16 protein-coding genes are annotated in these 25,839 nt (G+C 52.5%); 14 read left to right on the top strand and 2 right to left on the bottom strand.

The annotated features are described in order from the left end of the window. The first annotated feature begins 33 nt into the window (after positions 1 to 33). The 14 genes from BD749_RS16425 (at position 34) to BD749_RS16365 (ending at position 23,549) form a co-directional block, all read left to right on the top strand. Positions 34 to 1,068 (top strand): UDP-glucose--hexose-1-phosphate uridylyltransferase, encoded by a 1,035-nt coding sequence (locus BD749_RS16425; protein ID WP_101446337.1) that lies wholly within the window; start codon positions 34 to 36, stop codon positions 1,066 to 1,068. 95 nt (positions 1,069 to 1,163) lie between these two features. After that, positions 1,164 to 2,741, top strand: a complete 1,578-nt coding sequence (locus BD749_RS16420; RefSeq protein ID WP_101446336.1) for a sodium/sugar symporter — start codon at positions 1,164 to 1,166, stop codon at positions 2,739 to 2,741. 279 nt (positions 2,742 to 3,020) lie between these two features. Beyond that, a complete protein-coding gene (locus BD749_RS16415; protein WP_101446335.1) occupies positions 3,021 to 4,286 on the top strand; it encodes an exo-beta-N-acetylmuramidase NamZ family protein in 1,266 nt (421 codons plus the stop codon). Between the two features lie 594 nt (positions 4,287 to 4,880). Then, positions 4,881 to 7,988: a SusC/RagA family TonB-linked outer membrane protein gene (locus tag BD749_RS16410; RefSeq protein ID WP_101446334.1), complete on the top strand. Its 3,108-nt coding sequence runs from the start codon at positions 4,881 to 4,883 to the stop codon at positions 7,986 to 7,988. Between the two features lie 11 nt (positions 7,989 to 7,999). Then, entirely contained in the window at positions 8,000 to 9,598 is a 1,599-nt protein-coding gene (locus BD749_RS16405; RefSeq protein WP_180336433.1) for a SusD/RagB family nutrient-binding outer membrane lipoprotein, read from the top strand. Positions 9,599 to 9,616: 18 nt separating this feature from the next. Continuing rightward, positions 9,617 to 10,423 carry a DUF4397 domain-containing protein gene (locus BD749_RS16400; protein WP_101446332.1) on the top strand — a complete coding sequence of 269 codons (807 nt, stop codon included), beginning with the start codon at positions 9,617 to 9,619 and terminating at the stop codon, positions 10,421 to 10,423. A 203-nt stretch (positions 10,424 to 10,626) separates the two neighbouring features. Continuing rightward, positions 10,627 to 12,168 (top strand): glycoside hydrolase family 10 protein, encoded by a 1,542-nt coding sequence (locus BD749_RS16395; protein WP_101446331.1) that lies wholly within the window; start codon positions 10,627 to 10,629, stop codon positions 12,166 to 12,168. Between the two features lie 38 nt (positions 12,169 to 12,206). After that, positions 12,207 to 14,063, top strand: a complete 1,857-nt coding sequence (locus BD749_RS16390; RefSeq protein WP_180336432.1) for a glycoside hydrolase family 9 protein — start codon at positions 12,207 to 12,209, stop codon at positions 14,061 to 14,063. Positions 14,064 to 14,203: 140 nt separating this feature from the next. Further along, on the top strand, positions 14,204 to 14,767 hold the full coding sequence (locus tag BD749_RS19635) for a polysaccharide deacetylase family protein (RefSeq protein WP_245869342.1): 564 nt from the start codon (positions 14,204 to 14,206) through the stop codon (positions 14,765 to 14,767). 45 nt (positions 14,768 to 14,812) lie between these two features. Further along, positions 14,813 to 15,430 carry a peptidoglycan recognition protein family protein gene (locus tag BD749_RS16385; protein WP_101446330.1) on the top strand — a complete coding sequence of 206 codons (618 nt, stop codon included), beginning with the start codon at positions 14,813 to 14,815 and terminating at the stop codon, positions 15,428 to 15,430. A gap of 295 nt (positions 15,431 to 15,725) precedes the next feature. Beyond that, a complete protein-coding gene (locus BD749_RS16380; protein ID WP_101446329.1) occupies positions 15,726 to 17,588 on the top strand; it encodes an outer membrane protein assembly factor BamB family protein in 1,863 nt (620 codons plus the stop codon). A 53-nt stretch (positions 17,589 to 17,641) separates the two neighbouring features. After that, positions 17,642 to 18,454: an N-acetylmuramic acid 6-phosphate etherase gene (gene murQ, locus BD749_RS16375; RefSeq protein ID WP_101446328.1), complete on the top strand. Its 813-nt coding sequence runs from the start codon at positions 17,642 to 17,644 to the stop codon at positions 18,452 to 18,454. Between the two features lie 729 nt (positions 18,455 to 19,183). Continuing rightward, positions 19,184 to 20,710: a sodium:solute symporter gene (locus tag BD749_RS16370; RefSeq protein ID WP_101446327.1), complete on the top strand. Its 1,527-nt coding sequence runs from the start codon at positions 19,184 to 19,186 to the stop codon at positions 20,708 to 20,710. A 13-nt stretch (positions 20,711 to 20,723) separates the two neighbouring features. Then, positions 20,724 to 23,549 carry an FAD-binding and (Fe-S)-binding domain-containing protein gene (locus BD749_RS16365; RefSeq protein WP_101446326.1) on the top strand — a complete coding sequence of 942 codons (2,826 nt, stop codon included), beginning with the start codon at positions 20,724 to 20,726 and terminating at the stop codon, positions 23,547 to 23,549. A gap of 66 nt (positions 23,550 to 23,615) precedes the next feature. Here the strand turns inward: BD749_RS16365 and BD749_RS16360 are convergent, their stop codons facing one another. Beyond that, on the bottom strand, positions 23,616 to 24,359 hold the full coding sequence (locus BD749_RS16360) for a DeoR/GlpR family DNA-binding transcription regulator (RefSeq protein WP_101446324.1): 744 nt from the start codon (positions 24,357 to 24,359) through the stop codon (positions 23,616 to 23,618). A gap of 260 nt (positions 24,360 to 24,619) precedes the next feature. Beyond that, positions 24,620 to 25,795 (bottom strand): acyltransferase family protein, encoded by a 1,176-nt coding sequence (locus BD749_RS16355; protein ID WP_101446322.1) that lies wholly within the window; start codon positions 25,793 to 25,795, stop codon positions 24,620 to 24,622. Positions 25,796 to 25,839 lie beyond the last annotated feature (44 nt).

Here is a 25,839-nt window from a genome sequence, read left to right as displayed (position 1 = left end):
GCTGTGCCTTTTCTAACTTCAAACCAAAACGATATGGCTACTTTTGATTTGGCAGAACACCCTCACCGCAGGTTTAACCCGCTCACGGGGGAGTGGGTGCTGGTATCGCCGCACCGGTCCAAGCGCCCGTGGCAGGGGCAGCAGGAGGAACAGCCCCATGACTCCCGCCCCGCCTACGACCCGACCTGCTACCTGTGCCCCGGCAACACCCGCGCCAGCGGTGAGCAAAATCCGGCTTACGCGACAACCTTCGTGTTCAACAACGATTTTGGTGCCTTGCAGGACGGCATACCAGAAGGAGCCTACGTGGCAGGCGACCTGATCCGGGCGGAGAGCGAACGTGGTATATGCAGGGTCATCTGTTTCTCGCCGCGCCACGACCTTACCCTGGCCGAGATGAGTACAGCTGATATCCGCAAAGTGGTGGACCTCTGGCAAAAAGAGTATGCGGAGCTCAGTAGTCTGGATTATATCAACTATGTGCAGATTTTTGAAAACAAGGGCAGTATCATGGGCTGCAGCAATCCGCACCCGCACGGACAAGTGTGGGCTCAGAGCACCGTACCCGTAGAGCCAGCCAAAGAAACCACCCAACAGGCGCAGTACTTTGCCCACCACAGCCGCAGCCTGCTGGCCGATTACCTGCAACTGGAATTGAAGCTGCAAGAGCGGGTGGTAGTGGAAAATGAGCACTTCGTGGTACTGGTACCTTTTTGGGCGGTGTGGCCTTTCGAAACCATTGTCATCAGCAAGCGGCATTTCCAACACATCGGGCAAATGACGGATGCTGAGAAGGATGGTTTCAGCAAGGTACTACAGGCGCTCACTGTCACTTACGACCGGGTGTTCGGTGTGTCGTTCCCGTACTCCTGCGGTATACACCAAAGTCCTACCGATGGGCAGGAGCATCCCGGCTGGCATTTTCACATGCATTTTTATCCGCCGCTGCTACGCTCGGCCACGGTCAAGAAGTTTATGGTAGGCTATGAAATGATGGGCAATCCGCAGCGCGACATTACGCCTGAGGCAGCCGCCAGGGTGTTGCGGGGCCTTGTAGAGGCCACCTGAAAAGCGCCGATGGAAGTTGTAAGAAAATAACTGTTCCTTCAAATGCTCTTTATTGCATCAAATATTTGATATTAGCTATTCTAACTAAACTTGCAATGAATTTTTCCGCCTTGGATTTTGCCATTTTTATTGGCTACTGTGTGCTCATTATAGCAGTCGGCATTTGGGTGTCGCGCGAAAAGAAAGGTCACATCAAAAACTCAACCGATTACTTTCTGGCCAGTAAGTCGCTGCCCTGGTGGGCTATAGGTGCCTCACTCATCGCCTCCAACATCTCGGCCGAGCAGTTTATCGGCATGTCGGGTTCGGGTTTTGCCATTGGCCTGGGTATAGCAAGCTACGAGTTTATGGCGGCGGCTACGCTCATTATCGTAGCCAAATTCTTCCTGCCTATTTATATAAAAGAAGGCATTTTCACGATGCCGCAGTTCCTGAAGCTGCGCTACGACGACCGCATCCGCACCAGTCTGGCCATTTTCTGGATCATGCTCTACATTTTCGTGAACCTGACCACGGTGCTATACCTGTCGGCCCTCGCCCTGAGTGTGGTGTTTGGCGTGAGCACCATGTGGGCCATTGTGGGGCTGGCGGTAGTAGCCGTGTCCTACTCCATTTACGGCGGCCTCAAAGCGGTGGCCTGGACCGATGTGATTCAAGTTGTCTTTCTGATAATGGGTGGTTTGGTAACGACCTTTCTGGCACTCGATGCCGTGAGCGGTGGCGAAGGTGCCTGGAAGGGAATGGGGGTGCTGCTGGAAAAAGCACCCGAGAAATTTGACATGATTCTATCGGAAGAAAATCCTTTCTACAAAAATCTGCCGGGCATGACGGTGCTTTTTGGTGGTATGTGGATTGCCAACATTAGCTACTGGGGCTTTAACCAGTACATTGTGCAGCGTGCTCTGGCCGCCAAAAATTTAAAAGAAGTACAGTGGGGGCTGGTGTTTGCTGCCTTCCTGAAGTTGCTGATTCCATTGGTGGTGGTGATACCAGGTATAGCGGCCTTCGCCCTCAATGCTGAAATCAGCCGCTACGACGAAGCCTATCCCTGGCTGTTGAACACGCTGGTGCCAACCGGCCTGAAAGGCTTAGCCTTCGCTGCGCTAATGGCGGCGGCCCTGTCCTCGCTTAGCTCCATGATGAACTCCACGGCTACCATTTTCACCATGGATATTTACAAGGCGCACCTGAAGCCAGATGCGAACGAGAAACAGCTGGTAGTCATTGGCCGGCTGGTGAGTCTGACAGCCATTGTCATCGCGGTGCTGGTGGCAGAACCCCTGCTGGGTGGAGAAGAGCAGATCTTCCAGTTCATTCAGAAGTATACAGGATACGTGAGCCCAGGTATAGTAGTGCTGTTTGTGTTCGGGTTGTTTTGGAAACGGGCCACTTCCAATGCCGCTCTGGCCACTGCCATTGCCTCCGTGCCCTTCAGTATCATCATCGACCAGGTATTTCCGGCCATGCCGTTCCTCGACCAGATGGGGCTGGTGTTTTTACTGTTGTCCACGCTGATGATTGTGTACTCACTCTATGAAAACAAGGTACAGGGAATTTATCCGTCTAATCCAATTCAGTACGACAGGTCGCTGTTCCGTACCGATATGATCTTTAATCTGGCTTCTTTTGCCATTGTGCTGGTTCTGGCTGCTATCTACATTATCTTCTGGTAAACTGACCCGGAATGACCGCTTTTGAAGGGCAGGTATGGCGAAGGCTGTACCTGCCTTTTAGTTTTATGGGTTATCAAAATGGCAACAGGAAGCCGGATTTGTTGCATGTTTTTGCGGATTTAATAAATTAATCGGTTGAAAATTTGGTATATTGAAATATAAATGAGTTAATTAGTGAAGGAAATAGCAGGAATAGCGTAGTAATTTGCAAAAAGCTGCGTGATCCGCTTCTTGTCCTCTCTTCACCGAGGGGTAGATCATTAGAGATATTAAGCTACTATGTATACTTCCTTTACTGTGAAAGTGCTGGTAAACAGCGCTCTGGCATTGCTTCTGACGGCAGCCTCATGCAAAACGCCGCAACAGGAAACAGCGCCTGAAGCGCAAAGCGTGTCTGCAAAACCAGAAACAGCTGCAGCTCCCATCATAACAGGAGCTGACCAAACAGAAGCCTACCTACCATACCTGAAGGGCAAGCGTGTTGCGATGGTGGTAAACCCAACCTCCATTATCGGCGACAAGCTGAGCGTAGACAGTTTGCACGCGCTCGGGGTGAACATTGTAAAGGTATTCGGGCCGGAGCACGGCTTTCGGGGCGATGCCAGTGCAGGTATAAAAGTGGATGACAGTGTGGACCCTAAGACAGGTATACCGGTGGTGTCGCTTTACGGCAAGCGCAACAAACCTTCTAAAGAAGACCTGGCCGACGTGGACCTGATGATCTTTGATATACAGGACGTGGGCACCCGCTTCTATACCTACACGATTACGCTGCACCGCGTGATGGAGGCCTGTGCCGAAAACGGGGTAGAGCTTATGGTGCTGGACAGGCCAAACCCCAACGGTTTCCTGATTGACGGACCTATACTGGAGCCGGAAAACAAGTCGGGTATCGGTATTCACCCTATCCCTATTGCGCATGGCCTTACGGTGGGTGAGTTTGCCCAGATGATTAACGGGGAGAAGTGGCTGGCCAACGGTGTGCAGTGCAAACTCAGGATTGTGAAGGTGAAGAACTACAACCACGACATGCCCTATGACCTGCCCGTGTGGCCTTCTCCTAACCTGAACACGCAGCAGGCTATTCTGCTATACCCATCTACCTGCCTTTTCGAAGGCACTATTTTTAACCACGGCCGCGGCACCATGTTTCCATTCACTGTCATGGGGCACCCGGACATGAAAGACAAGTACACCTTCAGCTACACCCCTACAGGTATAAAAGGAATGGCCGAAACGCCACTGCACCAGGACAGAGTATGCTACGGCCTGGATCTGCGCAATTACGATGTCAGCACTTTCCGGAAGACAGGCAGAATTAACCTGAGCTGGATGATCGAACTGTACCAGGCTTATCCCGATAAAGCACGTTTCTTCGACCAGTCGCAAAGCAACCAGATCGGCAGCATCGACAAGCTGGCCGGTACCAAAAAGTTCAAGGAGCAAATCGTGGCAGGCGCGTCGGAGGAGGGGATCCGGAAGAGCTGGGAGCCAGGGTTGAGCCAGTACAAGCAAATGCGCCTGAATTACCTGCTCTATCCCTGATAGTGGATAACGGTCGATTGAAAAATTTTGGGACGTGATCTTGCGATGCAAGCGCCGAAGTGAACCTGGGCGGAAGGTGTTATGGCTAAGCGAGTTGCCTTATTATACCTGGCGCACTTAAATGATGCCTGCCTGCACTTGCTTTTTTGATGCTCCAGCAATTGCTGAATTGTGCGTTTTTTGAAAGATGACGCTATCATGAGCTTATAAGTAAATGCATCTTTAAAAGCAATAGAAGCATAAAATCGGCATGTAGATATATAAATTAAAATAAAAGTTTTAAAATATATTAAATAAGTGTAATTTTATATGCATGAATTTGCGTTTTTACATGTAATCTTGTATTGCTGCTTTTTTCTTTTTTAGCTAAAATCATTGCAGTAACCTGTGTGCTAATGGCCTTTTTTATTAGTTTTAATGTAAGTTTAATATATACCGATATTTAAGGAAGCGCATACTGCCTGCTGGATTGTACTATGCAAAGATGCTTGTTGCTGTAACCGGCGGGTGCCCTGAAGCGAATTAATTCTATGTTTTACCAAATAACCTATAACCAATCTACCCACAATAATCTTAACCAATAGCCACGTAGTTATGATGAAAAAATTACAATGTTACCTATGGGGGATATGTTTCCTCCTGTTTCACTTTACAGCCAATGCCCAAAGCACGACTGTAACCGGCACGGTAACTGCCGCCTCCGACAATACCCCGCTACCTGGTGTAACAGTAGCTGTTAAAGGTCAGCCGCGTGGTACCAACACCGACACGGATGGCAAATTCTCTATTTCGGTAGCACCAACGGATGTACTGGTGTTCAGTTTTATCGGTATGAAGTCTGCTGAGAGACCTGTGGGCACGAATACTGTTATCAACGTGGCCCTACAGGCAAATGAGCAGAGCCTGAACGAAGTTGTGGTAACCGCCCTCGGTATCAAACAGGAAAAGAAAGCCCTGGGATATGCCGTAACAGAGGTTAAAGGTGCTACTATCGCCCAGACGCAGCGCGAGAACTTCGTGAATGGCCTGGCTGGTCGCGTGGCAGGTGTGGAAGTGAACGCTTCTTCCGGTCTGCCAGGTTCTTCTTCTTCTATCGTGATCCGTGGTATCAGCTCCCTGAGCGGCAGCAACCAGCCACTGTTCGTAGTAGACGGCCTTCCGATCAGCAACAATACTACTTCTACTGGTGTTTTTGCTTCTTCTATCGGCGGTACAGCCCGTTCGTTCGAAAACAGAGGTGTAGACTTTACTAACCGTGCCGCCGACATCAACCCGGAGGATATCGAAAGCATTACCGTACTGAAAGGTCCTGAAGCGGCTGCTCTTTACGGTATAGAGGCGGCTTCTGGCGCCATCGTTATTACAACTAAGCGTGGTCAGGCCGGTAAAGCCCGTATCAACTACAGCAACAGCTTCCGTATTGACCGCATCGTGCGCTACCCAGAGATTCAGCAGAAATACGACAGAGGTATCAACGGCTTCACCGTTGATGGCGATGAGAATATCGGGTTCTTCGGTGCGCCTTATCCATCTGAAGTGCAGTTCTACGACAACGTGAAAAACTTCTTCGACGACGCCTTTACACAGAAGCACAACATTGCTTTCACAGGCGGCAACGAAGCAGCTCAGTACCGCATCTCCGGCTCTTTCACCGATGCACAGGGTTTCATTCCGAACACTGGTCTGGAGCGTATCACCCTTTCTTCGGCTATCACGGCTAAGTTGAGCAAGCGTCTTTCTACAGACGTAACCTTCGACTACACTCGTTCTGACAACGACCAGGCTTTCAGAGGTGCCGGTGGTCCGCTGCTGCAGTTGTTGCGCTGGCCATCCACAGATGATGCAAGCAACTACCTGACTCCAAGCGGAAACAGAAGAGACTTTGCGCCATTTGCAACAGCAGTTGAGAACCCGTTCTTCAACGTGAACAAAAACATCTTCAACTCCCTGACAGACCGTTACAGACTGAACGCTACCCTGACCGCTGATGTAACAGACTGGATGAAACTCGTTGGCCAGGCAGGTGTAGACTACTATACAGAGAAAAACACGATCGTGCGTCACCCAGAGTCTAACGCTGGTCGCTCTTTCGGAGGTATCTTTGACCAGGCCGTGGTGACAAACCGCAACCTGACGTTCCAGTACTATGCTCAGTTCACAGCCCCTACGCTGTTTAACGACAAACTGCGCACCGACATTAAATTAGGTAGCACTGTTTACGACTGGAACACGTTCAGTGCCGCTGCTACAGGCGAGCAGTTCATGGCGCCAAACCTGTACTCGATCAACAACACAGCCCTTACAACACAGCGCGCTTACAACAACCTGACGCAGCGTCGCCTGGTAGGTGCCTGGGGTAGCTTCAACGCAAGCTACAACGACATCCTCTTCCTGACGTTGACAGGCCGTAACGACTGGAGTTCTACGCTGCCAGTGCAGAACAACTCTTTCTTCTACCCATCTGCGGGTCTGAGCTTTGTGTTCACTGAGCTGGAGCCATTCCAGGGCTTTAAGAATGTACTGTCTTATGGTAAGTTAAGAGCCTCTATTGCCCAGGTAGGTAAAGATGCCCGTCCGTACAGCATCCGTCCGTTCTACGAGTCAGCTCAAACGACAGGTGGTGGTTTCCGTTACGGCTTCACTGGCCCAAGCCTGAACCTGCGTCCGGAAATGACGACTTCTTACGAGTTCGGTACAGAGTTGAAGTTCTTCAACGACCGCTTCGGCATCGACGCGACTTACTTCAAGAAGAAGTCTGTTGACCAGATCGTGCAGAACCTGCGTCTGAGCTATGCAACTGGTTTCGTATTGATGACCTTCAACGCCGGTGAGATGGAGAACTCAGGTATAGAGCTTCAGTTGAACGGTACGCCGATCCAGAAGAGCAACTTCTCGTGGGATGTTCTCATGAACTTTACTAAGAACGAAAGCAAGCTGACCAAGCTACCAGGCGACGTGCAGGAGTTCTACAACTCTGACACCTGGTTGTACGGCAACGTGCGCGTGGGTTCGCGTCTGGGCGGTCCTCTGACCACCTTCACAGGTTACGACTACCAGCGTAACGACAACGGCGACGTGCTGATCAACCCTTCAACTGGTCTTCCGCTGCTGAACACAAGCGAGTGGGTAGTGGTAGGTGACCGTAACCCAGACTTCAACATCGGTCTGACAAACACCTTCACTTACAAAAACCTGTCGCTGAACTTCCTGCTCGACATCCGCAAAGGTGGCGACGTGTACAATGCAACAGAGCACTACCTGACAGTAACAGGTCTGAGCAAGCGCACACTTGATCGTGAGACGCCACGTGTTGTGACAGGTGTACTAAGAGACGGTTTGGAAAACACAGCCAACCCAACGCAGAACAACATTCCGATCGACCTTTACAGAAACTCTGATTACTGGTCTTCTATTTACCCGCACCAGAACTTTGTGGAGAAAGACGTGAACTGGGTACGTATGCGCGACGTGACACTGAACTACCGCATGCCGACCAGCATCATGCAGCGCATTAAGTTCGTCGAGGACCTGAACGTGTTTGTAACAGGAACAGACCTGTTCCTGATCACGAACTACTCAGGACTTGACCCGGTAGCGAATGGTAACTCTGCTGCAGTAGGTGGTGCCGGTGGCTCCGGCCTCGATTACGGTAACTTCCCGTTGCCAAGAGGAATTAACTTTGGTATTAGAGCAGGATTTTAATTAAAATGAAAATGAGAAAGATATTAGTAGCTTCTCTTATAGCGGCCAGCGTGTTTTCGGCATCTGGTTGTAAAGATTACCTTGACGTAAACACAAACCCGAACGGACCGGATGCCTTGTTGCAGCCGGAACTGTTCCTCCCTCAGATACAGTCTGAAATGGCTGTAGCCGTGCAGTGGGACGGTCGCTTTGCCGGACAGTATGTGCAGAACTGGGCTAACACGACAGCCAACAACGCAATCGACCAGCACGGTAACCCCCTGTCAGACACGTATGCGCAGCTTTGGAGAGCCGTGTATTGGAGCATGGGCTACAACCTGTCGGACATGATCGAAAGCGGCGAGCGCAGCAAGAAGTATGACTTCGTAGGTGTGGGCCATATCATGCGTGCGTACGGCTGGCAGACCCTCACCGACTATCACGGTCCGGTGATCATGACGGAGGCGTTTGACCCTGAGAAGCGTGTCTTCAACTACGACGAGCAGGATGTTGTATATCCAGAGATCAAGCGTCTGCTAGAAGAAGGCATCAAGAGCCTGGAGCGTACAGACGGTCTTGACGCAGGTAGCTCTGGTCTGGCAAAGAGCGATTTGATCTACGCCGGAAACAGAGAGCAGTGGAAGCGTTTTGCCTATGGTATGCTTGCTATTAACGCGCATCGCCTGACAAACAAGGCGTCTTACGACCCTAATAAAGTGATCGAGTATGTGGACAAGTCACTGGCCAGCAACGCTGACAACGCTATGATCCGCTTTGAGGGTACTGTTAGTGCGAACACCAACTTCTTTGGTCCGCTTCGCAACAACATCGCCTCTAACCGCCAGACAAAGTACATCGTTGGTCTGTTGGACGGTACCAACGCTGCATTAACTGACGCTAACTTGCAGGGAACAGACCCTGTGTTTGCAAACCAGCACCTGAAGGACCCGCGTATTACAGCCATGTTGGCGCCGTCTCCTGACGGCGAGTACAGAGGTATTACGCCTACACTTGGCCTGACGGAGTTCCCGAGCTCAACTGACCCGCGCATCCCTAAAAACCTGTGGAATGCTACCGGAGTATCTACTGTGCCAACCGGTCCGCAGATCTATTTCTTTGCAAACGCGGCTAAATTCCCGCTTATGACCTATTCTCAGCTGCAGTTCATTAAGGCTGAGGCCGCCTGGATTGCTGGTAAGAAGGACATTGCGCTGCAGGCCTACAGAAACGGCGTAACGGCGCACATCGACTTTGCCCGTGCTTACGCGCCAGATCCTGCTGTGTATGATACCCGCAAAGCAGCTTACCTGGCAAGCGAAGTGATGATGCCAACAAATACTGAAGGCCTGACACTCTCTAAGATCATGTTGCAGAAATACATTGCCACATGGGGTTGGGGCTTCCTGGAGACATGGTCTGACATGAGAAGATATCATTACAACCAGGATGGAGAAGTTTATACTGGCTTTGTGTTGCCAAGCGCGCTGAACGTAGCAAACATGGGCAAGCCAGCTTACAGAGCTCGTCCGAGATACAACTCAGATTATATGTGGAACCAAGAGGCGATTCGTGCAATGGGTGGCTTTGAGGAAGACTACCATACCTTTGAAACTTGGTTCAGCAAACGTTAATAATTTGATTGAAACGTTATGAGAAAGATATTAAATAGAGCAATGTTGTTTATAGGAGCCGGCCTGATGCTGGTTGCCTGTGAGAAAAACGAAATACCGGAAGTAGCAAAACCAGTAGGAGAAGGGGCTTACGTTAAGTTCTTCTTCCACGCGCAGGATGCTCCCCGATCTAACTTTTACCTGGACAACAATAAGGTGACAGGCGTGGCGCCTACTACAGCGGGTCAGGTTCTGGGGAATGCGTACGCTTCGGTATACCCAAGTAACGCATACGCCTTGCTGCCTGCAGGTTCTTTTTCCATGAGCGTAATTGATACGGTTACAACTGGTAAAGGAACAGCAGATGTGTTGGCTACCTCTTCGGTGAACCTAGCCAACAATAAGTTCTACTCTGCTTATTTGGTAGGTGTAAAGCCAAGTTACGAGACCTTTATAATTGAGGACGTGCTGCCACCATCTGATGTAACCAAGATCTGGTGGAGATTTGTGAACACCATGGTGAACATTCCGTTTGCGGTGGATGCGTATGCAGTGCGTGCGGCCATTCCAGCGACCGGCGATAAACCAGCGGAGCCTATGGAGATCGTTGAGCTTGGTAAGAACATTAATTTCAAAGGGCACAGCCCGTACGTAGAGTTGAAGAGAGGTGTTTATACCTTCAAGGTATATCCATCGGGCACTACATACGACCCTGCTACAACGGCACCATTCATTCAAAACTCAGTAACTCTAACTAGCTTGAATCGCGTGTATTCAACTCAGATCAGAGGTACTTACGTGGAGAAGCCTGCCGCCAGTAACATCGATTATTGGAGAGAAAGATAAGGTGGTAATACCCGGGGCTGCGCTGGCCCCGGGATTTTTCCCTTGCTTTTAAAGTAATGCCTGTTTCTTCAAAGCAAACTTGCATAGTAAATTACACAGTGATAGATTAGCCTACGAATAGTTTTACGACCATGAAAGAGCCCCTCCTTTACTAAACCTATCGGAGGGCTTTTTTTTAGCCACCCCTATGCCCAACCGGAACAATGATTAGAAACTTTACACTCTTAGCCACCCTGCTGCTCAGTTCGATCAGCTTATTTGCCCAGGTATCCAAACATCCTCCCAAGCGAGAATTCAGAGGTGTGTGGATTGCCACCGTGCAGAATATTGACTGGCCCTCCAAGCCAAAACAGGGCGTTGACTCCCAGCAGCAGATGCAGGAGCTCATCGACATTTTCGACGCACACCAGAAAACAGGTATCAATGCCGTGATGCTGCAGGTGCGCCCATCAGCCGATGCCTTTTATGCCAAAGGCCGCGAGCAGTGGAGCATGTTCCTGACCGGCAAGCAAGGCACCCTGCCCGAGCCCTTTTACGATCCGCTGGAGTTTGCCATTGAGGAAGCGCACAAGCGCGGTATGGAACTCCACGCCTGGATAAATCCTTACCGGGCCTCCACCAGCCTCGTCGATTCGCTGGTGAGCTCCGAGCATATCTCCCGCATCCAGCCGGACTGGTTCTTTACCTACGGCGATAAAAAATACTTTAACCCCGGCCTGCCTGAGGTGCGCCATTACCTGGTGGACGTGATCATGGACGTGGTGCGCAACTACGACATCGACGGCATTCACTTCGACGACTACTTTTACCCCTACCCGGGCAAGACCGCCCTGCCTGACTCGATCACCTATATGCTGCATGAGCAGGGCATAACAAACATAGAGGACTGGCGCCGCAACAACGTGGACCAGCTGATCAAAGACCTGTCGGAAGCGATCAAGAAAGAGAAAAAATACGTGAAGTTCGGCATCAGCCCTTTCGGTATCTGGCGCAACAAAGCGCAGGACCCGGCAGGGTCGGAGAGCAATGGCCTGTCAGGGTATAGCGCCCTGTATGCCGATGCCCGCAAGTGGGTGCAGGAAGGCTGGATCGACTATATCAACCCACAGCTTTACTTCGCTTTCGGCTATACCCCGGCCCCTTATGAAAAGCTGCTGGACTGGTGGGCCGCCAACGCCTATGGCAAGCATGTGTACATCGGCCAGGGCGCTTACCGGGCCATGGAAGACCGCGATGGCTGGCGCGATCCGCAGCAACTGCCCAACCAGGTGCGCTACCTGCGCGACAACCCGCGTGTACAGGGCAGCGTGTATTTCAGCTCCCGCTCCCTGACCAACAACCTGGCCGGCTTCCGCGACTCGCTCCAGCATGACCTGTACCGCTACCCGGCCCTGCCGCCGGTAATGCCTTGGCTCGGTATGGCTAAGCCCGCCAAGCCGGCTAACCTGCGCGAAGACAAATTCCTGCTCTTATTCCCGAGGCTGCGCAAAGCCGTGATCAGATGGGACTACCCGGATCAGGAGGCAGATGTGTATGGATTTGTGGTATACCGCTTCGACGAGAAGGAGCCGATCAACCTGGAGCAGGCACGCAACATTCGTCACATTCAGTTCAACGATTATGAGCTGGGCTTCTACGACGAGACTGCCGAAAGAGGGAAGACCTATAAATATGTGGTAACCTCCATCGACAGGCTCAAGAATGAAAGCAATCCGTCTAACGTATACCTGAAGAAGGTGCGATAGGTAGAGGGCCGCTGAAAGAAAACAAAATCTGCTGAGACATGAACCGTAAGAAGACATTACTCGCCCTGGTGCTGGCTGCCCTGATTGTGACGGCCAATGCCATTGCTTTTTCAAACAAGGCCACGCCTGATTTTGAGGAAACAGGTATAGCGGCCAAAGGAGGAGCCTGGATTCGCATCAACCAACTAGGCTATACCCCCACAGGTATAAAAGTAGCCGTTTGGGGGAGCAAGGCGAAAGTGAAGCTGAAGCGTTTTGAGCTTGTTGATGCGGCTACTGGTAAAGTGGTGTACAAAGGCAAGGCGGGTGATGCCTTTGGCGCCTATGGTCCTTTTGAAGAGTCGTACCGGCTCAATTTTACGGCCTTCAGAAAACCAGGTACCTACTACCTGCAGGCCGGAGCTGCCAAATCGCCGGAGTTCCGGATCGACGCAGACGTATACCAAGGCACTGCGGATTTTGCCCTGCGCTACATGCGCCAGCAACGCAGCGGTTTCAATCCCTACCTGAAAGACTCCTGCCATACCCACGACGGCTATACCATGTATGGTCCCATGCCCGACAGCACGATCATTGATGTGTCGGGTGGCTGGCACGACGCCTCCGACTACCTGCAGTATGCCACCACCTCGGCCAACGCTACTTATCACCTGCTGGCCGCCTACCGCGACTTCCCGGGGGTGTTCACCGACAAGCACCAGGCCAATGGTCTGGAAGGCACCAACGGGGTGGCCGATGTGCTCGACGAGGCGAAATGGGGACTGGACTGGCTCCTGAAAATGCACCCTCGCGAAGACTGGCTGTTTAACCAACTGGCCGACGACCGTGATCACCAGGGGATGCGCCTGCCCACAAATGACCCGGTAGACTATGGTATGGGGGGCGGTGGTCCGCGCCCGGTGTACTTTGCCTCCGGGGAGCCGCAGGGCCTGGGCAAGTACCAGAATCGGGCGACCGGCGTAGCCTCTATTGCCGGGAAGTTTACCAGTGCCTTTGGTTTGGCCGCTCAAATCTATAGCTCCAAAGACCAGAACTTGTCTAATTTGTTTGGTCAGAAAGCACAGTCGGCCTACAAACTCGGACTTGCTAAGCCGGGTGTAGCCCAGACCGCACCCAACCGGGCGCCTTATTTCTATGAGGAAGACAACTGGGTAGACGACATGCAGCTGGGCGCCGCGGCTCTTTATCAGCTCACTGGCAAGCAGGAATTTTTTAAGCAGGCCTATGCTTACGGACTTCAGGAAAAGGTAACACCTTGGATGGGGGCTGATACGGCCCGTCACTACCAGTGGTATCCGTTTCACAATTTCGGGCACTTTGAGCTGGCCAAGAAGTCGGATGAGAAGACAAAGACAGAGCTGATCGGTTTCTACAAAGAAGGTATAGAAAAGGTATACGCCAAGGCAAAGAAGAACGCCTTTTACCGCGGCGTGCCATTTATCTGGTGCTCCAACAACCTGACAACCTCGTTTGCCATCCAAAGCTTTCTATACCGGCAGCTGTCCGTCGACCAGACTTACGCGGAACTGGAGCAGGCTAACTTTGACTGGCTATTTGGCGTGAACCCCTGGGGTACCAGCATGGTGTACGGCTTACCTGCTCACGGCGACACCCCGATCGATCCGCACTCAGCCTTCACCCGTCTGAACAAGTACCCGATTGATGGCGGGTTAGTGGACGGACCGGTATATGGCAGCATCTTCAGCAACCTGCAGCACCTGAAGCTCTACAACGAGGACGCCTATGCCGAGTTCCAGTCTAAACTGGCCGTGTACCACGACGATTTCGGCGACTACAGCACCAACGAGCCAACCATGGACGGAACTGCTTCGCTGATTTACCTGCTAGCCTCCAAAGAATATAGCTCACGGGAGGGGAGGCCGGTAAAAAAGTAATCGTAGATCGCTACGGCGCCATCATCCGGGGCGACACGACCATACGGCAGATCGCACTGATCTTTACCGGCGATGAATTTGCGGACGGAGGAAAAGAGATCAGCCAGACGCTGCAGAAGCACCAGGCGAAAGCCTCCTTCTTGCTGACCGGCAATTTCTACAGGAATCCGGCTTTTAAGTCCTTGATCCAGGGTTTGAACAAAGGCGGACACTACCTGGGCGCGCATTCCGACGAGCACCTGCTGTACTGCGACTGGACAAAACGCGACAGCCTGCTGGTAACGCAGCAGCAGTTCAGCAAGGACCTTCGGAAGAATTACCGGCGCATGGAAGGCTTTGGTGTGAAGAAGTCGCAAGCGCCTTACTTTCTGCCGCCTTACGAATGGTACAACCGCAGCATCGCCAACTGGACCAAGGCGGAGGGCTTGCAACTGGTGAACTTTACGCCCGGTACCCGCTCGGCCGCCGACTATACCTACCCCGAAATGGGCAACCGCTACGTGGACTCCGAGACAGTGATGCAGTCCATTTTGGCTTACGAAGCGAAGGATCAGAACGGGCTCAATGGGTTTATGCTACTGTTGCACATCGGCACCGATTCGAGGCGAAAGGATAAGTTTTATAACCGGCTGGATGAGCTGCTCTCGAGGTTGGAAGAGAAAGGCTACGAGTTTGTAAGGCTGGATGAATTGCTGGGACACTAGAAATAACAGCGCTATACCTGCGCTTAGACGAACAATAGCTATTGCATGAAAAAGATACTTATAATGGTGTTTGCCCTGGCTGGATTTATCAGCTGCCAAAAACCAGCTGCCACCTCCGATGCCCCGCTGATTCCGGAAGGTATAACCTACCTGACGCGGGAGGAGTGGGGGGCCAGGGAACCAGTGCTGCCGATGCGTCCGCACCAACTCACCCGTCTGACAATACACCACACCGGTGTGCCGCAACTGTTTGACCGCAGCCTGGCGGATAAGCTGCGCAGCCTGCAGAAGTTCTCGCAAGAGGAAAGCCCTTTAGCAGATGGCCGCATGAAGCCCGCCTGGGCCGATGTGCCTTATCACCTGTATGTGGATGTGCATGGAGCAGTAGGCGAGGCGCGCGACCTGAATTACGCCGGCGACTCCAATACGAGTTACGACCCGGCCGGGCACTTGCTGGTAGTGGTGGAAGGTAATTTTGAGAAGGAGGCTATTACCGAGGCCCAGATGAAGACGCTTGAAATACTGGTGCCAGCCCTGGCGAGACGCTTTGCTATACCTGCCGACAGCCTGGGTGCACACAAAGATTTTGCGCAGACCTCTTGCCCAGGGGCTAGCCTGTACGCAGAGCTGCCGCGCTTCAGGCAACTCGTTAGCAGAAAGTAAAGATTCCCGCCAGAAATTTGCTGCATGTTTCTGCAGGTATAGGAGTTGGTTAGGATTCGCAAAACGGCTATTATTGCGCTTTTTTGCTGATTTGAGAAAAAAACATGCTTAAAAATTTGGACTAATGAAATATGCTTTCTATTTTTAACCTAAATAAAGGGACAGTATTCGTTTTGCTCGTGCGCTTTTGTGCGGTTTTCTGCGCTAGTTCTCCAAACAAAAGCTGCATGAGCAGGATGGGTACATTTTTGGTTTTTATGGCTGGGTCCTTTTGTTTTATCAATACCTTGAATCAATGAAAATAAAAAGGTATGTAGCGTTTATCGCTCTAATGCTGGTTTCCAGCTTTTGCCTGGCGCAATCATTCCAATTTGCCTTCGTATCCGATACCCACATCGGAAATCCCACTGCACAGGAAGACCTCGAGCGTACCATCGCCGATATCAACGACAATCCCAACCTTGAGTTTGTGGTCATCACGGGCGACATCACGGAATTCGGTTCTGACGAGGAGCTCAAGCTGGCCAGGCAAATCTTCGATACGATCAAAAAACCTTGGTACATTCTGCCTGGCAACCACGACTCCAATTGGTCGGAGAGCGGCAGCAACAGCTTTCGGGTTGTTTTCGGGGCGGAGACGTTCGCCTTTACCCACAAAGGCTACCTCTTTGCCGGAACTGGCTCAGGACCGAACATGCGCATGGGCCCCGGCCAGATTCCACGCGAAAACATTGTGTGGCTCGACTCGGTGCTAAACCACTTGCCCGACCCAGACATGCCGGTGATATTCCTGAACCACTACCCGCAGGATTCTTCGCTCAACAACTGGTACGACGTAACTGACCGGCTGCGCGCCCGCAATACCCAACTCATTCTGCACGGCCATGGACACGGCAACCGCAAATTTAGCTACGACGGTATACCTGCCGTGATGGGCCGCTCTAACCTGCGCGCCAAAGAACCAGTTGGCGGGTATAACATTGTGACATTTGCTGAGGGCATGGCCAGCTTTGAGCAACGTAGGCCAGGTATAGAGACACTGCCGAAATGGCTGGAAGTGCCGCTCGTGAAACATGATTTCGCCAATGACCCGACCAGGCACCACCGGCCGTCTTTTGCGGTGAACAAACTGTACCCGAACGTAAAGCTGCTCTGGGAATACCAGGACGACAGCGATGTAGGCGCAGGAACCGCACTTCACAAAAACCTGGTGATTGCCACCAACACTACCGGCCAGGTATACGCCTTGGACCAGAATACTGGTAAACGTAAATGGACTTTCCGCACCCAGGGCAAGATATACTCCACGCCGGCCGTAGCTAACGGTATTGTGGTAGTGGGCTCCTCCGACAACAACATCTATGGACTGTCTGCAGCTAATGGCAAGCTGGTATGGAAGTACACCGCCAACCGACCTGTTCTAGGCTCACCGCTTATTGAAAAAGGTGTGGTTTATATTGGCGCTTCGGACGGACACTTCCGGGCGCTTGATCTGAAAAGCGGCAAACTGCGCTGGGATTTCGACCAGGTGAATAACTTTGTAGTGACCAAGCCTTTGCTTTACCAGGGTAAAGTGTATTTCGGGAGCTGGGGCAACGAATTTTACGCCCTCGATGCCAAAACAGGGCAGCTGGCCTGGAAGTGGAGCAACGGCTCCAGCAACCGCATGTTCTCCCCGGCCGCCTGCTACCCGGTAGCCGTTAATGGTCGCATCTTTATCGTAGCACCCGACCGCTTTATGACCTCCCTGGATGCTAACACTGGCGAAGTGATCTGGCGTGAGCAAATGAAAGATGGCCGCATGCGGGAGTCGATGGGGATGTCAGCCGATGGTAAGCTGGTGTATGTGAAAACGATGGACGGTCAGGTATACGGCATCTCCACATCGGCCAACAACTTGCAGGTGGACTGGAAATCGCCCCTGCAGCTGCCTTACGAGCTGGCACCCTCAGCTATTATCGAAAGTAACAATGTCGTGTTTGTGCCTTCGCACTCGGGTATGGTCAGCGCGCTGGCCCGACAGAGCGGCGAGGTACTTTGGAAATACAAAAGTTCAAACAGCCTCATGAACCCGGTAATGCCGATGGGCAAAAACAGGGTGGTGGTGAGCACAATGGATGGGAAAATCGCGTGCCTGGAGTATGAGCCTGCCAAATAAGGTATAGCCCACAGGTAGAGCGATTGATTAAGAAGGAATTATAATTACACAAAATGGAAATTACGACCGAGAAAGACTCGAACTATAACAATCTGGAGAAGATGTCGGTGAGGGAAGTGTTGGAGAACATCAACCGTGAAGACAAAACAGTACCCCTGGCCGTGGAAAAATCGTTGCCACAAATAGAAAAACTGGCCGAGGTGGTGGCCGATCGCATGAAAAAAGGTGGCCGCCTGTTCTACATCGGCGCCGGTACCAGCGGACGTCTGGGCGTGGTGGATGCCTCGGAGTGCCCACCGACCTTTGGTGTGCCGTTTGACATGGTAGTGGGTTTGATCGCGGGCGGTGACACAGCCATCCGCAAAGCGGTGGAATTTGCCGAAGACGACATGGAGCAGGCCTGGGAAGACCTGAAAGAGTACGGCCTGGACGAGCATGATGTGATCGTAGGTATAGCAGCTTCTGGCACAACGCCTTATGTTATTGGCGGTCTGCGCATGGCAAACGAGTATGGCCTGGCAACAGGCTGTATTGTATGCAACACCGGCAGCCCGGTGGCAGCCGAGGCGCAGTATCCGGTAGAAGTGGTGGTAGGCCCGGAGTTTGTGACAGGCAGCACGCGTATGAAAGCCGGTACCGCCCAGAAACTGGTGCTCAACATGCTCAGCACAACCGTGATGATCCAGCTTGGTCGTGTGCGAGGGAACAAGATGGTGGACATGCAGCTGACGAACCACAAGTTATACCACCGCGGTGTGCGCATGGTCATGGCTGAGACAGGGGCTGATGAAGCCACGGCTTCTGCCTTACTGGAGAAGCATGGCAGTGTGCGGAAAGCGGTTGCGAGTGTGTTTGTATCGAAGTAGGGGACTTTTGATGTTCCTTCGCCCTTGTCTGTGTAACTTGGCTTTCGCCCTCGCTCGCGTCCGAGTGTAAGGAATATGGCGGCCTCCGGCTGCTGGGGGGCTGGAGTAGCGGTTGTTGTTGGCTGAGTATAGCTGCTGCTGATCTATACCTTAAGCTGTTTTGTTTTATAGCTTCGCCTGTGCGGCGGGCACCTTCTTTTTGTCTTGACACAAATCGAGGGCTCCTACCCCCACTCGCTGAACGCTCTCGACAGGGTGGGCCTTCACCCCCAACAGTGGAGTGTCGTAAAGTGGACCTGGCCAATGTGATCTGTTCCATAGCTTCCGGGGCAAGTTAGTCTTTCAACGCGTGGCAGTGGTTTGCAGGGTTTGTGGCTGGAACTACAGTGCCTTTACATTGAAAAGGCAGTAGCAGTCTCCCCGCTTGGGGGTGGGGGGCCTCTACAAAAGACAAAGAGGGGTTTAGGGTAGTTGGACCCGGGATAGGAAAACACAATCTACAGCAACAGCGCCTTTACCTGGAAATTAGTAGAACCAGATTCCACCTGAAAGCTGGGGCGCTCCAAAATGCGTGCACAGGGTACTAGACAACCAGAAGTAACTCTTGAAATGCGCCAACATGGCTACCATGTCGGCAAAACTTAGTAACTTACATACCTATGCGGTAGCAGGAGGTATAGGCGCAGGGCTTATGCACTTTCTTCCGACAAAGGTCAATTAATATTCATTATGTCTCCAATCGTTCTATTATCCTTCCTGATCGGCTATTTCGCTGTCTTGATCGGTATATCCTACATCACGTCGCGGGGTGCGTCAGACAACTCCAGTTTCTTTATCGCCAACCGCAACTCAAAGTGGTACTTTGTGGCCTTCGGAATGATCGGTACCGCACTTTCGGGTGTGACGTTTATATCGGTGCCGGGAGCGGTGGTTAACAGTAGTTTCGGCTATTTCCAGTTTGTGCTCGGTAACACGGTCGGTTTCATCCTGATCGCTTTTGTGCTTCTGCCGCTCTACTACCGCATGAACCTGATCTCGATCTATACCTACCTGGAGAAGCGGTTTGGCTACTGGAGCTATAAAACAGGCGCCATGATCTTCCTTGTGTCGCGTACCATCGGCTCGGCTTTCCGCCTGTACCTGGTGGCGATCGTGCTGCAGCGCTTCATCTTCGATGCCTGGAATGTGCCTTTTGTGGCCACTGTGGCGATCTGCCTTGTCCTGATCTGGCTCTATACCCACAAGGGCGGCCTGAAGACGATCGTCATCACTGATACCCTGCAGACCGTATTCATCATTGGGTCTGTTATCTTTTCCATCATCTTCATCGCCAACAGCCTCGATTTGAACGTGGTGCAGACCTTTGAGGCGGTGAAGAACAGTTCTTACTCCAAGATGTTCTTCTGGGAAGATTTCCTGGGTACCAAGAGCCACTTCCTGAAGCACTTCATCGGCGGTATTTTCGTGACCATCGCCATGACCGGTCTGGACCAGGACCTGATGCAGAAGAACCTGAGCTGCAAGAACATTGGCGAAGCCCAGAAGAACATGCTTTCTTTTACGGCCGTGTTTGTGTCTATCAACATCTTCTTCCTGAGCGTGGGCGCGCTGCTGTACATGTATGCCGAGGCCAATGGCATCGATGTGGCGGCACTGGCAACCCCGGATCACCTGTTTCCGGAGATCGCCCTGAACCATATGGCCATGGTGCCGGCCATCATCTTCATGCTGGGCCTCACAGCGGCTACCTTCGCCACCACCGACTCTGCGCTGACCGCCCTGACCACTTCTTTCTGCGTGGACTTTCTGAACTTCACCAAAAAGGCCAACCACGACGATGTAAAACTGATCCGCACCCGTCACCTGGTGCACATTGGCTTCTCGGTAGTGATGCTGCTGGTGATTCTTGTGTTCAAGATTATCAACGACGACTCGGTGGTGAATGCCATCTTCAAGGCGGCCGGCTATACCTATGGACCGCTGCTGGGCCTGTTCGCTTTCGGGATGGCCAACAAACGCGCTGTAGCCGATAAACTGGTGCCTTACATCTGCATCATATCCCCGATCCTGACATATATCCTCGACACGAACTCACTGAGCTGGACAGGCTATGCGATGGGTTTTGAGCTGATCGTGGTTAACGCCGCCATCACCTTTATCATGTTGCTGGCGACGAGCAAGCCAGGTGGTGGCGAGTTGATGGACGCACTGGAAGAGGCCGAAAGAGGCTCCAAAGTAAAACAGACAACTTATTAAGCTTATACCTTCTATGAATATAGCCTTGCTTTTGGAGAGCATTTTGCCAAAAGCGCGCATTCGGGCACGCCTGATCGATGTCGTGTCCTACGCTTCTGACGCCGGTTTTTACTACCTCAGGCCTAAGGCCGTGGTGCAGCCAGTGTCGGAGGAGGAAATCAAACAGTTGTTCGCGTTCTCACATCAGCACAAGGTTCCGCTTACCTTCCGCACGGCCGGCACCAGCCTTTCAGGGCAGTCCATTACCGACGGTATATTGGTAGATTTGAGCCAGTATTGGAACAAGGTGCTGGTGGAGCTGGAGGGAGCCCAGGTACGGGTGCAGCCCGGCGTGATTGGCGCCATTGTAAACGCGCACCTGCGGCCGTATATGCGTAAGATCGGTCCGGATCCGGCCAGCATCAATTCGGCCATGATGGGCGGCATTCTCTCCAACAATGCTAGCGGCATGTGCTGCGGCGTGAGCAAGAACTCTTACCATACCACGAAATACATCCGGTTTGTGCTGCCCAACGGCCTGAGCTATACCACTGAGAAGCAGATCGACTACCTGCGTTTCAGTGAGGAATGCCCTGAGCTATACCTGACCCTGCAGAAGATAAAGCAACAGGTGCGCAATAACCCGGAACTGCACTACCTGATCCGGCACAAGTATAAGACCAAAAACACGGTTGGTTACTCCGTCAACGCCTTCATCGACTACGAGCACCCGCTCGACATCATGGCGCATCTGCTGATCGGGGCAGAAGGTACGCTCGGCTTCATTGCCGAGGCCGTGCTACAAACCGTGCCGGACTACCCGTCCAAATCGACAGCGCTACTTTACTTCCCCGATATATACGCCGCCTGCCAGGCCATTGTGCCGCTCACCGAAGCGGGTGCCGAGGCAGTGGAACTGATGGATCGGGCCTCGCTGCGCTCGATCGAGCACATGGCAGGCGTACCGGCTGTGATCAAGACTTTGCCGGAAACAGCCGCTGCTTTGCTGGTAGAGTTCCAAGCAAACACACCGGAAGAAGTGCAGCAGAAGATTCTCAGCTTCATGGCCCTGGCCCCGGATCTGGCACTGCTGGAGCAACCGGTGTTTACAACTGACCCAATCGAGCAGGCTTTCCTGTGGAAAGTGCGCAAAGGGATGTTCCCGGCCGTGGGAGCGGTGCGGGCCAGCGGCAGCACGGTGCTGCTCGAGGACATTGCCGTGCCGGTGGCCCAGCTCGGCGACGCCATACTGGACCTTCAGGAGCTTTTCCGCAAACATGCCTACCACAATGCCATAATCTTCGGCCACGCCAAAGACGGCAACATCCACTTTGTAGTCACGCAGGCTTTTGATACACCGGATGAAGTGGCCCGCTACGACCGTTTCCTGAAAGAAGTCGTGAAGCTGGTGGTGAAGAAATACGAAGGCGCCCTGAAAGCCGAGCACGGAACGGGCCGTAACATGGCGCCGTTTGTGGAGACGGAGTGGGGGCCGGAAGTATACCGGATCATGAAAACATTGAAACAGGTGGTAGATCCTGAGAACCTGCTCAACCCCGGCGTAATCATCAACCATGACCAGAACGCGCACATCCAGAACCTGAAAGAACTGCCAAAGGTGGAGGAGGAAGTAGACCGCTGCATGGAATGTGGCTTTTGTGAGCACAAGTGCCCGAGTCGTAACCTCACGCTTACGCCACGCCAGCGCATTGTGGTGCGCCGGGAACTGCTCAACCTGCAGCGCAAAGGCAAGCGAGAAGAGCACAAAGAGCTCCTCAACCAATACCAGTACGATGGCCTGGATACCTGCGCCGTGGACGGACTTTGCGCCACTGCCTGCCCAGTAGATATCAACACCGGCGACCTGGTGAAGCGCCTCCGCCGCGAAAACCACAGCGAGCTGGCAAACCAGGTGGCGCTGATGGTGGCCAAGAATTTCAGACCTGTTGCAGCGACCGTGAAATTTGGTTTGCATGCCGGGGCCGGCGTGAATAAGCTGTTGGGAGCCAATACGCTCTCCAGGCTCACGGAAGAAGTGAAGGACATGATCCCGTCGTTCCCGCTCTGGACCAAGCAGCTGGCGCCGGCACCAGGTATAACCAAGGCAATGGCCAATGCCACCGCACCTGTTGCGGAAGCAGCTGTGGTCTACTTCCCGACCTGTATTTCCCGCACCATGGGGGCCGCGGAGTCCGGCAGGAAAAACATCATCGACGTGTTTAAGAGTGTGTCGGATAAGGCAGGGCTGAAGTTCACGATCCCGGAGAATGTGCAGGGGGCCTGCTGCGGACAGATTTTCTCTTCCAAAGGTTATAGCAAAGCCTTTGCATACACCGCCAACGAAACGATAGAGAAGGTATGGCAGTGGACCGACAAAGGGCGCCTGCCGCTCGTGCTTGACATCACCTCCTGCACCCATACCTTACAGAGTTGCCGGCCGGTGCTCACCGCTGAGAACAAGCAGAAGTTCGACAACATAAAGATCATCGACAGCATCGACTACATCGCTGAATTTGTGCTGCCAAAGGCTACCGTGCTGCGCAAAAAGGCGGACGTGGTGCTGCACCCGGTTTGCTCTTTGCAGAAAATGGGACTTGAAGCGCGCTTTGTAGGTATAGCCAGGCAGCTGGCCGAAGAGGTAACCGTGCCAATGCACGCGGGTTGCTGCGGTATGGCCGGCGACCGGGGCTTTCTGGTGCCGGAGCTAACGGCATCTGCCACAGCACCAGAGGCGGCTGAGGTGAGACAACGCGACTATGATGGGTATTACTCTTCAGCAAAGACCTGCGAAATGGCCATGACAGAGGCGGTTGGCCGCAATTATGATTCGATCGTATACCTGTTGGACGAGTGTTTGTAACAGATTCTTGTTAAAAAGAGAGGTCCATCCCTGCCAGGGATGGACCTCTCTTTTTGGTGCCTGGTTTTAAACAACCTCCACAACGGCCGCATATTCTCTCAGGCTGGCGTCTTCCGGCTTCAGGTCTGTTATCAGGTAATGAATCGAGTTAAGGTCGCACACCTTCATGTTTTGGTCAGAGCCGAGTTTTTCGGCAATACTCATGATGGCTGTTTTCTTGGCAGAGCGGATCATGGCTTTTTTTACCTGCACTACCTCCCAGTCAGAATCGGTGAGGCCGTCTTCTATGGAGAGAGAGTTGGTGCCAAGAATGCAAAGGTCCACTTTGATTTCGGAAAGTTGGTTCACTACCTGTGCCCCGATCATAATGTGGGAGTTTTTAGAAAGCTGACCACCCAGCAGTATCACGCTGATGTTCGGGCGCTCGGCCAGCTCCAGGGCTACCAGCGGGCTTACGGTAAAGAAAGTGCAGCGCAGGGTGTCGGGTATCATGCGGGCCACTTCGATCATGGTCGTGCCGCCGCCTACCAGTATGCTCATGCCATCTTTCAACAGGTCGATCACCTTGCGGGCAACTTCCTTTTTCGACTCCTTGGCGTATACCTCCGACTGGCTGAACGGGTAATGGAACGATTTGGACAAAGCGCCACCGTGTACTTTCAGTATCTGACCGCTCTCGGCCAGTTCGTTAAGGTCTCTTCTCACCGTATCTTCCGACACATTGAGTTTTAAACTCAAATCCGATGAAAGCACTTTGTTGTGCAGGTTAATCTGCTTTATGATAAAAGCCTGCCGTTCCTCCTTAAGCATTCTGTTTGTTTTTGGTAGCTAAAAGCCAAATATATATTATTTTCTGGAAATATGTTGTGAGCAGCTACCCGGAATTTAATTCAGAAATTAGTGTGTAAACACAGTAAAGAGGCTTTTCTGTCTATCTATACCTGAATTGGAGTTGTAGCAGCGTTTTGCAAATTTTCGTTTGTTGGGGCATGAGCGCCATGATCAGATTCAAACAAAAAAAGCCTGCCCCGCATTCGGGACAGGCTCTCAGGTTCGGGCTGGCTATACCTTTATACCTTCACATAGATCTTTTTCTTGTCCATCCAGAAACCGATCACCCACATGGTCAACATATAAGCCAGTGCAAACAAGAGCGAAGCAGTTTCTCCCTCAGTCCAGCTCAGGAATAGCTTTGTATAAAGCCACTTCTGCAGACTCATCTCGCCGATGCGGATAAAGTTGAGCAGTTTGATCACCAGCGTGGCGAAGGCAAAGATGAACAAGGGGTTTTTGCCGAACGCCTCGAAGAAGTATGACCACTTCACAAAGCCCAGCACTTCGATCACCAGCATCAGTCCGGCAATCAGCATCACGCTCAGGCCAACGGAGTGCAGCACGTAAGAGCTTGTCCAGATCGGCTTGTTGATCGGGAAATAAAGATCCCACACCAGAGCCCCGGCCACCAGCACAGCACCTGCCAGCATCAGCTTGAAGACAGTAGGCAGGTTGTTGCCGCTTTTCTGAATGAACAGCCCCGCAAAGTAACCAGCGATCACGTTCACGGTGGCGGGCAGCGTGCTCAGCAAACCTTCCGGATCGAAAGGTATACCGAAGCCTTTGTAGAGGTTGGTTTCAGGTATGATCAGGTCGTCGAATTTGCGGGCGGCATTGCCGGCCACGCTATACGGATCGGCCGCGTCGCCAAAGAAGTACATGACCGCCCAGTAGCCCAGCAGCACGACCACACTGAAGATGGCGGCTCCTTTGAACTTGAGGTAATGCACGGCCAGCGAGGCGATGAAATAACAGAGCGCTATACGCTGCAGCACCCCCATAATACGAACTGCTGTGAAGTCTTTCAGTACGATAGCTCCCTCCGGATTGCGCATCACAAACGGGAATAAGTTGAGGAACAGGCCGATCAGGAAGATCAGTACCGTGCGCTTGAACACTTTGCGCAGAAACACACTGTCGGGCTGCGTCTCAAATTTGCGCATGCTGAAGCTCATGGCATTGCCCACTACAAACAGGAAGGATGGGAACACCAGGTCGGTCACCGTGAAGCCGTGCCAGGCGGCGTGCTTGAAAGGCGCGTAAATGCTGCCCCAACTGCCCGGGTTGTTCACCACGATCATCAGCGCAATGGTCAGGCCGCGGAGCACGTCAAGCGAGAGGTAACGCTCGTAGGTTCTGGGGCGCAGCAGGCCGGCGTCAGTCAGAGGAGGTGCGGTAGAGAGTTTTGTCATCGGATTGCGTTTTTAAGGTATAGCGATGAAGCAAGGGTTTGTAA

Origin of the sequence: Pontibacter ramchanderi, from assembly GCF_002846395.1 — a bacterium.
Taxonomy (GTDB): domain Bacteria; phylum Bacteroidota; class Bacteroidia; order Cytophagales; family Hymenobacteraceae; genus Pontibacter; species Pontibacter ramchanderi.
The sequence above is the reverse complement of the archived record's forward strand: the minus strand, read 5'-3'. Positions and strand labels throughout refer to the sequence as shown.